This is a genomic window from Enterococcus sp. HMSC072F02 (assembly GCF_001837725.1).
Lineage (GTDB): Bacteria > Bacillota > Bacilli > Lactobacillales > Enterococcaceae > Enterococcus_B > Enterococcus_B lactis.
Map to the genome: position 1 here is coordinate 1 of NZ_KV833944.1, position 13,149 is coordinate 13,149.

18 protein-coding genes and 2 pseudogenes are annotated in these 13,149 nt (G+C 37.3%); 2 read left to right on the forward strand and 18 right to left on the reverse strand.

Annotation, left to right across the window (positions count from 1 at the left end; genetic code table 11):
* Positions 1-78: 78 nt before the first annotated feature.
* From HMPREF2731_RS05660 to HMPREF2731_RS15050, 6 genes and pseudogenes are all read right to left on the reverse strand, one after another.
* On the reverse strand, positions 79-390 hold the full coding sequence (locus tag HMPREF2731_RS05660) for a hypothetical protein (protein WP_002293551.1): 312 nt from the start codon (positions 388-390) through the stop codon (positions 79-81).
* Positions 380-583: a leucocin A/sakacin P family class II bacteriocin gene (locus HMPREF2731_RS15500; RefSeq protein ID WP_002307514.1), complete on the reverse strand. Its 204-nt coding sequence runs from the start codon at positions 581-583 to the stop codon at positions 380-382. Before HMPREF2731_RS15500 ends, HMPREF2731_RS05660 begins: the two co-directional genes overlap by 11 nt.
* Positions 584-916: 333 nt before the next feature.
* Positions 917-1,138 (reverse strand): annotated as a pseudogene (locus HMPREF2731_RS05670) (DUF2786 domain-containing protein); the annotation flags it as partial.
* A gap of 9 nt (positions 1,139-1,147) precedes the next feature.
* Positions 1,148-1,354: a hypothetical protein gene (locus tag HMPREF2731_RS05675; protein WP_002328873.1), complete on the reverse strand. Its 207-nt coding sequence runs from the start codon at positions 1,352-1,354 to the stop codon at positions 1,148-1,150.
* Between the two features lie 41 nt (positions 1,355-1,395).
* Complete coding sequence (locus HMPREF2731_RS05680) at positions 1,396-1,791, reverse strand: hypothetical protein (protein WP_002293546.1); 396 nt, start codon at positions 1,789-1,791, stop codon at positions 1,396-1,398.
* A 74-nt stretch (positions 1,792-1,865) separates the two neighbouring features.
* Complete coding sequence (locus HMPREF2731_RS15050; RefSeq protein ID WP_002293544.1) at positions 1,866-2,036, reverse strand: hypothetical protein; 171 nt, start codon at positions 2,034-2,036, stop codon at positions 1,866-1,868.
* A gap of 97 nt (positions 2,037-2,133) precedes the next feature.
* Here HMPREF2731_RS15050 and HMPREF2731_RS15505 point away from each other — a divergent pair, with 97 nt between their 5' ends.
* A complete protein-coding gene (locus tag HMPREF2731_RS15505) occupies positions 2,134-2,361 on the forward strand; it encodes a hypothetical protein (protein WP_313960111.1) in 228 nt (75 codons plus the stop codon).
* 110 nt (positions 2,362-2,471) lie between these two features.
* Here HMPREF2731_RS15505 and HMPREF2731_RS05690 read toward each other — a convergent pair whose 3' ends face one another.
* The 4 genes from HMPREF2731_RS05690 to HMPREF2731_RS05705 all read right to left on the reverse strand — a co-directional run bounded on the left by HMPREF2731_RS05690 (position 2,472) and on the right by HMPREF2731_RS05705 (position 4,086).
* Entirely contained in the window at positions 2,472-2,909 is a 438-nt protein-coding gene (locus tag HMPREF2731_RS05690) for a hypothetical protein (protein WP_002314431.1), read from the reverse strand.
* 15 nt (positions 2,910-2,924) lie between these two features.
* Positions 2,925-3,176, reverse strand: a complete 252-nt coding sequence (locus HMPREF2731_RS05695; RefSeq protein ID WP_002314430.1) for a hypothetical protein — start codon at positions 3,174-3,176, stop codon at positions 2,925-2,927.
* Complete coding sequence (locus tag HMPREF2731_RS05700; protein ID WP_002316758.1) at positions 3,173-3,382, reverse strand: hypothetical protein; 210 nt, start codon at positions 3,380-3,382, stop codon at positions 3,173-3,175. Before HMPREF2731_RS05700 ends, HMPREF2731_RS05695 begins: the two co-directional genes overlap by 4 nt.
* Before the next feature lie 443 nt (positions 3,383-3,825).
* Complete coding sequence (locus HMPREF2731_RS05705; RefSeq protein WP_002316757.1) at positions 3,826-4,086, reverse strand: hypothetical protein; 261 nt, start codon at positions 4,084-4,086, stop codon at positions 3,826-3,828.
* Positions 4,087-4,240: 154 nt separating this feature from the next.
* Between HMPREF2731_RS05705 and HMPREF2731_RS05710 the strand changes: the two genes are divergently transcribed.
* On the forward strand, positions 4,241-4,363 hold the full coding sequence (locus HMPREF2731_RS05710) for a putative holin-like toxin (RefSeq protein WP_002295624.1): 123 nt from the start codon (positions 4,241-4,243) through the stop codon (positions 4,361-4,363).
* 158 nt (positions 4,364-4,521) lie between these two features.
* Here HMPREF2731_RS05710 and HMPREF2731_RS05715 read toward each other — a convergent pair whose 3' ends face one another.
* From HMPREF2731_RS05715 to HMPREF2731_RS05750, 8 genes and pseudogenes are all read right to left on the reverse strand, one after another.
* Positions 4,522-4,779, reverse strand: a complete 258-nt coding sequence (locus tag HMPREF2731_RS05715) for a hypothetical protein (protein ID WP_002295625.1) — start codon at positions 4,777-4,779, stop codon at positions 4,522-4,524.
* 21 nt (positions 4,780-4,800) lie between these two features.
* Positions 4,801-5,274 (reverse strand): annotated as a pseudogene (gene ssb, locus HMPREF2731_RS05720) (single-stranded DNA-binding protein).
* Between the two features lie 2 nt (positions 5,275-5,276).
* A complete protein-coding gene (locus HMPREF2731_RS05725; RefSeq protein WP_002301800.1) occupies positions 5,277-6,176 on the reverse strand; it encodes a nucleotidyl transferase AbiEii/AbiGii toxin family protein in 900 nt (299 codons plus the stop codon).
* Between the two features lie 12 nt (positions 6,177-6,188).
* Positions 6,189-6,785, reverse strand: a complete 597-nt coding sequence (locus HMPREF2731_RS05730; RefSeq protein WP_002299811.1) for a type IV toxin-antitoxin system AbiEi family antitoxin domain-containing protein — start codon at positions 6,783-6,785, stop codon at positions 6,189-6,191.
* Between the two features lie 80 nt (positions 6,786-6,865).
* Positions 6,866-7,015 (reverse strand): hypothetical protein, encoded by a 150-nt coding sequence (locus tag HMPREF2731_RS15055; RefSeq protein ID WP_002295632.1) that lies wholly within the window; start codon positions 7,013-7,015, stop codon positions 6,866-6,868.
* 15 nt (positions 7,016-7,030) lie between these two features.
* Positions 7,031-9,235: a type IA DNA topoisomerase gene (gene topB, locus HMPREF2731_RS05740; protein WP_070872559.1), complete on the reverse strand. Its 2,205-nt coding sequence runs from the start codon at positions 9,233-9,235 to the stop codon at positions 7,031-7,033.
* Between the two features lie 10 nt (positions 9,236-9,245).
* Entirely contained in the window at positions 9,246-10,706 is a 1,461-nt protein-coding gene (locus HMPREF2731_RS05745; protein ID WP_070872546.1) for a toprim domain-containing protein, read from the reverse strand.
* A 60-nt stretch (positions 10,707-10,766) separates the two neighbouring features.
* Entirely contained in the window at positions 10,767-13,139 is a 2,373-nt protein-coding gene (locus HMPREF2731_RS05750; protein WP_070872547.1) for an ArdC-like ssDNA-binding domain-containing protein, read from the reverse strand.
* Positions 13,140-13,149: the final 10 nt, after the last annotated feature.

A 13,149-nucleotide genomic window follows, 5' to 3' on the forward strand; every position in this document is an offset into this window, starting at 1 on the left:
TCTAGGAAAAAATTAACTAGCACCACGGGTTAAATTAGCTTCTTTTGCGTTAACTCAGATAATACTATTCATTTTTAATTAAAAAATATAAGGCATAGACATGGCACCATAACCAATATCATATTTTCTCAACTCTTTAGCACTCAATTTTGTGTAATCTTCTTTGATAAATTCCATTAAGCACTTAATTTCATTGATATTTATGCGTTCCTCAGCTTTTAATTTAGATAAATGTTTGTACACTGATATAATAATTTCAGGATATGGTTTATCCTCTCGTATTTTCTTAGCATCTTGAAGAAATCCTTCTTTTACTTCTACATTATTATATGACTTTGAATTATATGCATTCGCAATTAAGTCAAAAAGTTTTTCTTTTTTATCTTCCACCGACTCCACCTAGCACTTTCGTAAAACCATTAACGTAAGCTTTTACTCCTCTATCAACAATCTCAGAGCGAGCTCTACTCCAATCTACCCAACATTTTTGAGTATTACAATAAACACCATTTCCATAATAAGTTGCAGCATCTACTGTAATTCCTAAAGTAGATACACTCAATAAAACAATTCCTAAAATCAAAAAATACTAACAAATTTTTTCTTCATATAATTGCCTCCCTTTTTTATAAAACAATTATATGTAATTTTCAGAACATTTTTGCAAAATTTTCATAAATAGTATCTTTAGTGTCATAATCGTCACCAATATTCTGTAAGATCAATCAAATTTTATCTCACTAATAATAATAGTCTTAATAAATAAAAAATGGTCTTCACTTTTCGGAATATTTATTATAAAAGGAGCTTGCTATAAAAAAGAGAAAAATTAAAACACAATAAAACATGTACAAACATATCAAAAAAGGCCAGTCAACAAACCTGTTAACTAGCCTTTTTTATCTTAATTTTTAAATAAACGATACAGCCATTTTTGCGGACGTCCACGATAGATCACGTGCGTTTCTACTGCTTCTATCCGTTGCTGCTCATGATAATTGAAAATCTCATCTTCAGTAAGATCATAGTCCATCATCAATTGCTGGGCTTTGGCTAATGCGCTCATTGATTCCTCATCATTTACATCCGCCGCAAGCGCCAGTAATTTTTGAATCTTTTCTTTTCTCTTGTCTGCCATTTTCTACTCCTAAAGGTAAGTGTGTGTTAAGTCTACTTCTTTTTTCTGAACCCTACTTTCCAGTGTTGCTAGTTCTTTTTGTGCTTTTTTCGTTCGTTTTAGTCCTTCTTTATACACCGTTGAAGTCTTATTATGACCTAACAATTCCAACTGTTCTAAGTCTTCCTCTAATTTCTCTACCCACATTCGCTTATGGTCTAATAAATTGTATTTCATGGTGATCTTCCTTTCTTCCTTTACTTGCACTAGCACTCTGTCTATAAAGCCAGTTCCCATGCCAGGTTTTTATCCTCATAGAATTTTGGATCGATATATCGGGTTAACTTATCGCATTCAAGCGTAAAGCTTTCTTCCTCGAATACAATAGAGATATTGTCCAATACAGTTCCTTCAAAGGCTAGCGCACCTAATTCTGTATGATTGTTTACCCAAACGACTTTTTCTTCAGTAATTCTAATTCCAAAGTAATCACGTACCCCATCGTAGCCACAAAGGCAAATGACCTTTGCTTGGTCAAAAAAGTAAGGCATTTTAAAGTAACGATCATCTACTACCGAAATTTCAGATCGTTCAAATTCTACAACACCATCTTCAGTTGCGGTTAACTGTGTTAAAATATCTGCTAACGATAGTTTAGTTTGTTTTTTCTTCATCTTATTTCCACCTTTTCCATTGTCTAAAAGTGATATCACTTTTAGGTTTTAGTATAAAAAGTGACGTCACTTTCTTAGTGCTGGTACCTCAAATCCTGCTTTTTCTTGGCAATCAATAAATCTAACGCAATACACATAATCCTGGATTCACTTTTGCCGTACTTCTGCTTTAGTTGCTGCAATTCTTTTTGTCTCTTTTCATCTAATGTCACGGGTAACCGTTTATTTCCTATTGCAATTGGCATTGGTACTCTCTCCTTTCATCGAAATAACCCCATGAAAAATATGGCTGCAATCATCTTGAATAGTAGACTCACGAGGACTAATACAAACCGCCAAAAGATCAAACAAAACACCAGTATTGCCAAAAATACAGCGAGGTTTAACTGTACAGCTGCACTATCTCGCATAAGTATTTCGCCAACAAACAGTACTAACAATAAGGGAATAATCTTTTTCAAATGGATCACCTTCTTTCTCTTAAGTTATCGGGCTTTGCCCGTTTATTTCGCACCACCTAAGCGGCGGGGGCGGTTGGTGCGAAATAAGAACCATTCCCTTAGTTACTAGGCTTTTTTTGTCCTTATTCCACACATTCTCACTTTTCGGTATAAATGATTATTGACCTTTTTTTCTTTCAAATCGTTGATATGGAATCCGTTGTTAGTTGACAAATCACCTTATTCATTTTCGTTGTCTTCCTTTTTCATGGTGTAATATGCGCCATACTTATTGATATTTTCAAAATAATCTAACCATTCACTTGAAACAGTCTTGGCTTTTTTCGTTTCGATAAATTTCGCATACGTTAGTTCTAAAGCCTGGTATTCAGAAGGTTTAATAGTGCTTGGTTTGACACCTATTTCCAAGCATAGTAAGGCTTGGAAAAACCATTTTGCATTTTGCTTTTTCAGTTCTTCCAGTGTTCGATAGTACGTCGCAATAAGATTCATTTCGACACCTGATTCAATCATTTCTTCCACAGCTACCGACAATTTTTCTTTATAATGTTTTTTTGGAACACGTGTTTCGTTGTATAGGAACGTCATATCCTCCATTTTTTGTGCCATTTTATCCAAAGGTAATTTGACAAATTCGTCATAGTAATTTTGAGCCATATTTTTTTCTCCTTTTTAGTTCTCTAATTTGGTTAACCAATATTCGTTTTCATAAGTTTCCAAGTTTTCTTGATAATGCAGTTCACATCCTGCAATCTTCACTAGGTCTTGAAATAGCATAGTCGGTGCATCCTCTACTAAAGGGGTTTCTATCGTCCAGTACCGCGGAATAAATAAAGCTTCTGCTACTTTTTCAGAAATGACTTCTTTGTCCACCAAAATTTGAACGACTTCTTTTACAGTCAATAATTTGTGTTGTGTTTTCAACAGCGTTTCTTTCCTTTCTCCTCAATCAAAATATAATCGCCATAAGACAAGGTATATTTTTTCCCGCATGTTGGACATTGATACAAACAATAGCTTTTGATACATTTCGCTCTTTCTCCACAATCGCATTCGACAGTATGTGGTGCATGATAGTTTGGGAATAATTCGCTGAAGGGAACACCCCAATAATCAAATTTCTTTCGCATGATTGATTCTGCCTCCTCTTAGGAAAGGTTTTACTTCCTTTCGTTAGTTCTTTCTTTATTGATTTGTTGGCCAGAATGAATCAACGAAAAGCGACAAGGACAAGGGCGCGCAGCGTGCCATTTACCCTTGTCCTTGTCACTTTTTGGTGATAAAAGGCAACTTGTTGCCGGTCTAGCAAATCAATAAAGAGATAGCGAACAGGAACGAACCTTTTGGTGAGAGGAGGTTTTTTCTATTTTGTCTTGCTTTGCAAGACCCCTTATCTTAGTGAACGTGCAACGTTCACTTCCTTTCTTCTCGAACGGCGGTGGCGGTTGGAGTGAGAGAGAGGTTTTTCAATTGAGAAGGCGCTTGCGCCTTCCTAAAAAGGCCTTTTCATTTTTCTTGTTTCTATGTAAAACAAAAAGAGCTGCAATCCTCATTTAGGACTGCAGCTCTTCTTTTATATGCCCATCGATCGCGTAAAATGATCAGGGTTTCTAATTTGCATTGATTCAATGACTAGTTGATTTCGTTTATTGAATTGACCTGTCACTGAAATAGTATACTTGCCTTCTTCCAAAATCAGCAATTTATCCGCTATTTCTATATTGGCCACTACACAATTGATTGGTTCATGACTCGTGCGTAATGTAAATCGCACAAGCAATGGCTGTGTCTTGATCACCCTAATTTTATCGAGTAAACCAATATATTGTTCCATCACGATCACCTCGCTAAAATTATAGCAAAAACAGCTAAAATTGAGAATTTTTATTCGATTTTAGATATGCTATAATAGTCAAGACAGTAAAGTTTGAAGACGGTGGCGACTTCTGGAAAGGTGGTGGTGCTTATGAATGTAAGTGCTAAAATCTATGAAAGGAGTAAGCCTTTTGTCCGCATATGAGACAATTCAAACCATTCTTGGTTTTGGTATGTTTACCATTGCTTTGATTAGTTTGATTGTAAATATGCTTAAAAATGACAAAAAGAAATAACCGTCTACTTTAGCAGGTCAGCGGTTATTTCCAAATAACTAATATTCTGCCATCGTTCTTTAATCGGTGCTGTTAATGAGGGGTTGTTAGCGCAACTCCTCTTTTTCATGTTCATTATAGCAATATTTCGCAAGAAGTTCAACGATTTCCCGTTAACTCTACATATAAAGCGGTAGAATAGCCGTAAGTATAACAGCTGTCGCTGCTACTGTGACTTTAGTCAATCGCCAAAAGGAATTATCCTTTCCTGCTCTTTTTAAAAGATAAGAACAGACAAGATACACGAATACAAGAAATAGTGATCCTTTCGCAATTCTATTTACCAAAGGATTTTCAGTGACGCCCAAAGAAATCCCGTCTATAAATGCAATTACGGGTATCAATAGATCCATCGTCAGACTAATTTTTTTTGCCATGCTTACTCCTTCTTTCTCAAACTAAAACGGTAGATCATCATCGCTAATATCGATTGATTGTCCACCAAATGGATTCTGTGAAGCGTTCAATCCATTGTTGTTAGGCGTCGCTGTATCCGTTGTTCAAAGGTGGCGGTGCTTGGACTGGTGGACGATTGATCAGCGTGCGCACGGCTCTCTGTCGCTGCTTTATTTTCTAATAGTTGAAAGTTATCTGCTACAACTTCAGTCACATATACACGTTGTCCTTGCTGGTTGTCGTAAGTCCGCGTTTGAATCCGCCCAACTACACCAATCAAGCTACCTTTTTTAGCTAATGTCGCCATTGTTTCTGCTGGTTTGCGCCAAATCACGCAGTTAATAAAATCGGCTTCTCGATTGCCGTTTTGATTCGTGAAATTTCGGTTGACGGCTAGGGTAAAAGTCGCTACTGCAGTACCACTTGCGGTAAGGATCTTTGGTTAAGCGTCCTACTAATGTCACATTATTAATCATCTTTATCTCTCCATTTCTCTATTCATCTGTTGGTGTCTTTGATAAGCTAGTTTTCGCTCTTTTTCTTCGACGTGAATCACTTTTTCCATCAAATTACTAATCGAATCCATTGTCTCATCGTACGTGATCGACGCAGCATAAGGATTGCTTTTTTGATATTTCTTCCAGGTATCTTTTAGCTCGTGACTATTTTTCAGTACATCCATATCCTTTTCATAGTATATCTTTAACGGATCAGTTTTTCCTCGACGTGTAAATGTATTTCTCACACTATCTTTCAAGGTCTTCTCATCGATCTTCTCCATTTTAGGAATAGTATAGAGATCATAAAAATCTTTTCCTCTCGAATTATCTGTTAAAAAATCAAAGGTTGCACTTAATTTTTCAGCAATAATTTGTTCTGTAGGATAGGATTCCAAAGGAATCGTTCGATCCTCAAACATCAATTTATGACTGTGAGTGATCGTTGCAGGATAGATCGAGTCACCTGTAGTCACATCTACCTTAAAATCTGGCCGCATGTTTTCCAAATGTGCCAGCACACGTAAGCTAAATCCTGGATAGTAATCGGCTTCTCTCGTTTCTTTCATTCCTTGAATCTCAAATTGAATGCCTTCTTTCGTCGGCGTTGAAAAAATTTCGTTTAGAACCGTTGTTAATGTTTCTTTGGTTACTTTCATTTCCCGTAAAGTCGTATCAATATCTTTGGTTGTGCGATTTTCAATGCCGTACTTTGAGCCAATCAAGAAGCCGCCTTTTAACACAAAATTTTCACGATAAGGAGACTCTGAGATTTTTTCCAAGAATTTTTCCATCATAAAATGTCTTAAAACAAGCTGCGGATCAACTTCTTTTTCTCTAGAAATATTCTTCACTTTTGCTTTTAACTGCGTAGGTGTCATGTATCTTCTCCTTTAATTTAAAGCCATAATATAAGAACGCATCGTTTTGTCTGTTGGTAAAATTCGTCGATACTCATTCAATTTTCTAAGATTTTTTCTGTCCGACTCCATATAGTTTTTGATTGCTTTTACTTTGATTTCATCCTCAACGGTATACCAGGGATTCCAAATGTCACATAAAGTTCTTTCTGGATCATAAGCTATAATAGGATTCCCATAGCGACTTTTTATTTCAATCTTACCTAATTCATACCATTCCGCTTTTGTATAGTGTAGCTCAACTGCGAATTCCTTCAATCCTTTTTCAGAAACGTGATAACCATAAGGTACAGTCAGATCGATCTGTCTAGGGATCATATCTGTTAAATCATACAAATCTAACGCGGTAATATGTGAAATAATGCCGCGTTCATATTTTTTTTGCGCCATAAACAATTCATCAGGAAATTGACCAGGTAAGGTGAAAAAACCTGGATACTCTCGATCCAGCTCCCCTCGATCTACCATACGTTTGATCGTAACAGGAGAAATGCCCGCTTTTTTAGCATCCTTCAAAGCCAAAGTTCCATTAAATTCTTCTAGTAGCTTATATACCATTGCTTTTGTCATTTTCTCCCTCCTTTGTATACGTATAAACTTATAAATATAGTATAACATAAGTTTATACGTATACAACAATCAGGAAGATTTTATCGATCTAATTCGATTTCTTTTTGAATCCGTTGCTGGTTCTTTAATTGCTGCAGTCTTCGTTTGCTGGCACGCATTTTTTCCTGTTCTGAACGAATTTTGGCTTTTTGATTTTCGATTTCTTGTTGTTTGTGTGTTGTATTACGCATAAGATTAACCCTCCATTATTTTGTAGTGCGTCGTGTTCTTTTCTTGAAGTTCGTTTTTTTCTTTTCAGAAAATTCAAAGCCTGTAGTGAAGTCTTCTTTTAAAACAATCGTTGCTTCAAACGAACCCTTCTGACCTTTTAACCCTTTCACTGGTTGGCTTGTTCGGCTATTTTGAATAATCTCCTTCAGCTGTGTCGCTGTGAGTTTCTTTTTGGCAATCGTTGTCCATAATTTAAAATCACAGACTTCAGACGTACATGCTGCCACCTTTTGATAAAGTATGACTTCTTGTTCCTGGCATTTTGGACAAATTCCTAAATGACGCGCGGCTTCTTGCTTTTCACTGGCTGCTTTCACTTCTTGTAACGTCGATCCAAAATCAATGGATTGGATTTGCCCTGGTACGACTTCCAATAAGTGAGAGACAAATTTTTGGATATTAGCTAGAAAAGTGGTTTGTGTTCCTTTTCGTTCTCCAATCTTTAATAAGTAGCTTTCCCATTTGGCGGTCATTTCGGCGCTCGTAAGCAGCGGCTCTTTTTCCACGGCTTGGCAAAGCAAAATCCCTTTATTCGTCACCACGAGCTTATTTTTCTCTACCTTGATATATTCCTTTTGTTTCAAGATTTCAATAATATTTGCCCGTGTCGCTTCTGTACCGATTCCTTCTACTTCTTTCAATATGGATTGCGCTTCTTCACTATCCACGGTTTTCCCAGCTGTTTTCATCGCAGTGATCAACGTACCTTCGGTATAAGGTTGTGGTGGCTTGGTTTCTTTTTCAAGGACTTGTAGATCTACCGTCACCATTTCTCCTTTTGTCACTTTAGGAAGTAGCGGCTCTTCTTCCTTCTCTTTTCCGTCGCTCTCTTTTCCAAATAACTTCTTCCAACCTAGATCTACCGGCACTTTTCCGATTGCTTTTAACTGAAGCTGCTGAACTTGCGTCAAGATCGTTGTTTCTTCATAGGTATATTTTTCCGCAAACATGGCCACCGTTGTTTTTAACACTTGTTCATAAATGGCCTGCTGCAGTGGACTTAATTGTTCAAAAGCCGCTGCCGTCATGACCGTTTTTGTAGGAATGATCGCGTAATGTTCCTGGACTTTCTTATTATTCACATATCGACTATTCGGTGTATGAATAGGAGTAGGAATGGCTTCGGCCTTTAAAAAGTGTTTGTATTCGTCTAAGTGATCCAACAGATACGCATACTCCCCTTCTGTAATATAAGGGGTATCTGTTCGTGGGTAGCTTAGATATTTCCCTTCATACAACCCTTGTATGGCTTCCAAAGTATCTTTGGCACTAGCTTTCATGAGCTGATTCATTTTAGACTGAAGGCTGGATAGAGAAAAAAGACGTGGACTTGCCGCACTTTTTTTCTCGGTTTCAACTTGGTGGATCGTACCTGGCTGTTTTCCCAATTGAACCCCCTTTTCTTTTAAATAATCTTCAAATGCTTCTTGCGTCGCTTGGGTTTCATTCGGATCAAGCTTCGCATCAAATGCGCCATTTTGAGCGATTACTTGGGCTTTTCCTTCAAAATAAGGCTCTTTTTGGAAGTTTCTAATCTTTTCCTGCAGCTGATAAATCATGTAAAGCGTTGGGGTTTGGACTCTGCCTAAGGAAAAACTTCCTGGTATGCCTTTTTGCTGCAAGAGTAAACTATACAGTGGGCTGCCGTTCATGCCGATCAACCAATCAGCGATCTGGCGTGCTTGTGCTTCTTCAAATTTGGGATAGGTCTCTTCTGCGTCTCGTAATTGCTGGAATCCCTGATAAATGGCTTCTTTTTCTAAGGAGTTGATCCAAAGTCTTTTAAATATCTTTCCATGATCGGCGCCTGCTTGTTGAATGATCGTCCAAGCTATCAGTTCCCCTTCACGATCGCTATCTGTCGCAATAATAATGGTGTCGGCCGATTGAAGTTGCTGTTTCACCACCTTGAATTGCTTTTTCTTATCTTTAGGAACATGATAGTGATAATGTGTAGGGAAAATAGGCAAATGCTCTAATGACCATTGTTTCCAATTTTCATCGTACATATCGGGCGAATCTAACTCGACTAAATGACCAAAACCATACGTGATCACAGTTTCACCAGGAAACAATCTATCTTGGATTTCAAAATACCCGTCTTTTCGGGTGGCTTTAGAGAAGCTATCGGCATAAGCTTTCGCTTGTGACGGCTTTTCTGCTAAAATAACGGTTTTCATCATGACGATTTCACTCCCTTTCTTGTTGTTTGCTTTGTTGAAACAACATCGCACGTTTTTGCTTTCTGATCTCTTGTTGGTGGATTTCATGCTTCAATTGATCATTCCAATCCTTTTTTACTTCAGGTACAAATTCATGTTCATGATTTTTATAGCCTTTGTAGTATTGTTCTGCTTTATAAGAGAAAAGAATCTGAGCATTAATATCCCCTTTTTCTTGATAAAAACGATCAAAATCGTACGTACCATCCACGCGTTCACAACCTTTTAATTCTTTTGCGACTTCTCTACAAATATCTTTCAAATTAATAGCTTCTATTGAATCGTTAACAGAAAGCTGCTGACCAAAAGACGCATTTACTTTGTGAGCGGAAACCAGTTGGTTCGTTAATTGCAGATTGTTTTCTGTCTTGTGTATGGCCATAATTGCTTCAGGTTCAACTTTCATTTCTTTTGCAACTTCTTCATAAATGACTTTGTATTCTTTTGGCACTTGCCAATCATTAGCGATTCCTCGTTCACAACGTACTTTCTGATTCGTAAATGGATCAACTGCGCCCATTAATTGTTCTTTTTCGTAGAAAATATGTCCTGCACGGTCATTATCCACACAAATCTCAATGGATTGAGGAAAGGCTTGTTTCTTTCTCAATTCAGATACTGCCTCACCAAAATAATGACTGATCACATGGTGTTTTAACCCTTCCATAGAGACTAACCACGTATCGTTTAACTGATCACGATTCAGTGCAGCATAGCTAAGTAAATCAATACTACTCTCAAAAAATTTTAACTGTTTAGGGTCACCGATCTTTAGGTTAAATCCATGATTCGCTGTCGAATTTTTATCTATATGCTTATATGTGCCTCTCTCACCAAAACGTTCATAATCAATGAATGTTCCTTGATAACTCGCCCCTACTGTCTCTTTTGTCTGTGGATCTTTCCATAAAAAGGCGACCGCATGATCCAAACGATCGTCTTGAACTAAGAAATTTTGCCGTTCATGTTTTAGCTTTAGTTCGGCGATCAATCCTTCTTTTTCTGCATAATCAATCAACCAATCGGGCAGTTTTCGTTCTTCCTTCAAATAATTCCTTCCTTTTTCTGTGAGTGGTTGATAATCAACGGGGTGATCTTTGTACTTTTCTGTCTCAAAATGAAGATTTTCTACTCGTTCTGTTTTGTCTTCATTCTTTAGAATAAAATCTGTGGCTGCTTTAAATTGTTGCTTAGAGTCTTGAATCTCTTTGTCTATGAAAAAAAGTTTAGCTAATTCAATAATGTCGCCACTAATATTTTGACTGTTCCAATAAAAACGTTGTTTTCTTCGATCAAAAACAAATGAATCATGGTCTTCTAAGCGATAGTCTCGTCCTTTATTGACTACAGCCATTCCATTGTTTCGAGCAAAATCCACTATATCGATCTTTTTACATCGATCAATAAGACTCATTTTTTTCTCGGTCATTTTCAAACCTCCCAAAAGAAAAAAGACTATCCGTTTTTCAGATAGTCTTTTTTACTTGTTTTATACGCGTTCTTTTTGTGACAATTGTTGTTCATAATAGATTTCATTTTTTCGTTTGGCCACTTCTGACACTGTTTCAAGTGAAAATCGGAATGGATTTCCTAGCGCAAATTCTTCTGAAGGTAACGCCGTTTGAATCTCTTTTCCATAACTTTTTCCTTTTAAAATCACTTGATTATGCTGCGTATCTTCAATAAACGCCGCATCCTTCAAATGTAACGTTCGGCCCGTGTCTTCTTCCAGGACTTTCCCGTCTTTCTTGTCGATCCAAAGTGAGCCAACGAGCACAATATTCTTTTGTTCTGCTGTTTCTACAACATTTTTCTCATCCTGCTTCACTTCTGCTGGCTGGATCTCTGGTTCTCTTTCTCTGTATTGATTGATTTCATTAGAAATGGTTTGAATGAATTCATTTGCGAAACGACTGACATCATTCATGATTTTCCCACGTTCCGCAGCTTCCTTATCATCCAACGTCTGACCATTCTTCGTCCATGTCGCAATATAAGGAATAGCTTTCTCCGAGGTGTCCATCCCAAAATGCTTGCACACAATATAGGAGGTCATTTCTGCCTGTAGTTCTTTTGTTGCAGTATCTAATTCTGAAAATTTGTGCATTCTAGCATGGGCTAATTCGTGAATACTTGTGGCTAAATGCTGCGTAGGAGTATTTCGAGTATTCATGACGATTTCTTCTTCGCCAGTAAATTCGTTACGAACGTACGCCCCACGTGCTTGTCCTAATTCTCTTTGATAGACTTCACTTTCTGTCATATCTCGAATTTGAATTCCAATATTTTTGGCTACCGCTTGAATCCCAACTTGAAGTTCTGTATGCCCTGTTTGATCCAATTGAAAATCAAAGACGCGGTTCGGGAAGATTTTCGGATAGTCTTCAGGCTTCAATTGTGTTTGTGTGATATCAAACACTTTTTCAATCGTGTAGTAAGGTTTTTTGATCACTTCGATTTGACCACTTTCGATTCGTTTTTTATCTTCTGGTGTAGCCTCTGTTTCTCGAACAAAGCCACGTCCTTTCTCATAAAATCCTTTGACCGTTTTTCTGACAAAGATCTTGTTCCCTTGTTCCCCTTTTTTGATATAGATTCCTTCTTTTTTCAACGCGGCACGACCTAAACAAGCCGTTGCGCCTGGAAATTGTTCCTCGATCAATAATTGATTTCTAAAGGATCGTTCTGGAAAACGAGACATAAAATTCAAAAGTTCTTTGACGTCTTCAGGTGAATGAGTATGCTTTTTCACCGCATCAAGCGCCTGTTGGGAAAGTGATTTGACTTCTTGCTTAATCTCTTCTGCCGTTCGTTTTTGATAACCCTTTTGTTTTGTTTTTGTCTCTTTAATCTCATTTTGTACTTTTGAAATAGGTTCATTTTTGACTGTTTGTTTTTGTTCCTTCTCACGTACTTGTTCGCACAATCTAGCTAACTCTAAATAGATGGGGTGATTACTATTGACGCCATCCCCTAGATCCATTCGTATCTGATCTACTACTTCTCCATTCTTCACTTCTTCAAAATAGAATTTATAATAGCCTGCTTCTGCGGCGTATTGGTTATCCAGTGTTTTGAGTTGATCGATCAATTCTAGTGTTACGATCTCCCCACCATAACTTTTCAACCCTTTTGCTGGATCATTTTCGTTGAATTCTACTCGATAGAAATGATCGGTTTCTTTCTCCTTCACAGAATCAGTAGGTGTAGCTTCTTCAAGTAATTCACGAACAGCTGCCTTTTCTTCTTCCGACGTGGCTTGGTATTTTTTAGATTCCTCAAATCCCCCGTTTTCATTGAGTTCTAAAGCGACTTTTCGATAGCCTTTCAGAAAATAGATAGTTGGATTCTTTTTCCATTGCGTCACTCGTCCGCTGTCAATGATCGCTTGTACTTCAGGAAGAATATTTTCTTTTCCTTTCTCTGATTTTTCTTTCAGCTGTTCTAATGTTTCCAATTTTCGTTGGTATTTTCGGATCGTGGCAGCTGAAAAAGTCGATTCACCTTTTTCAAAGCGTTCGATTTCTTCTTTGATTCTTGGAATATTTTCGATCGTCATATCCAGGCCACCGTACTTGTTATAACCCATTTCCTTTAGCTCTTCTTGTCTTTCAAGTTTTTCTACCTGTTTTTCTTGTTGCTTGATCTCTTCTCTCAGACTTTGGACTTTATTTTCGATTCGTTCTTGTTGCCTAAACCAAGAATGCCCGTTTCTCTTATCGTTCATTGGTTGACCGTTGGTCTTTCTTTGGTGTTCAAACATCTTTTCGATTTGATCATTTAATTCATTTTGCAATCGTACTAATTTTCTTTTGGATTTTCCCAAACGACTATTGTCTAGTGGTTCTTTTTCTTCTGCCATGTCCGTTTCC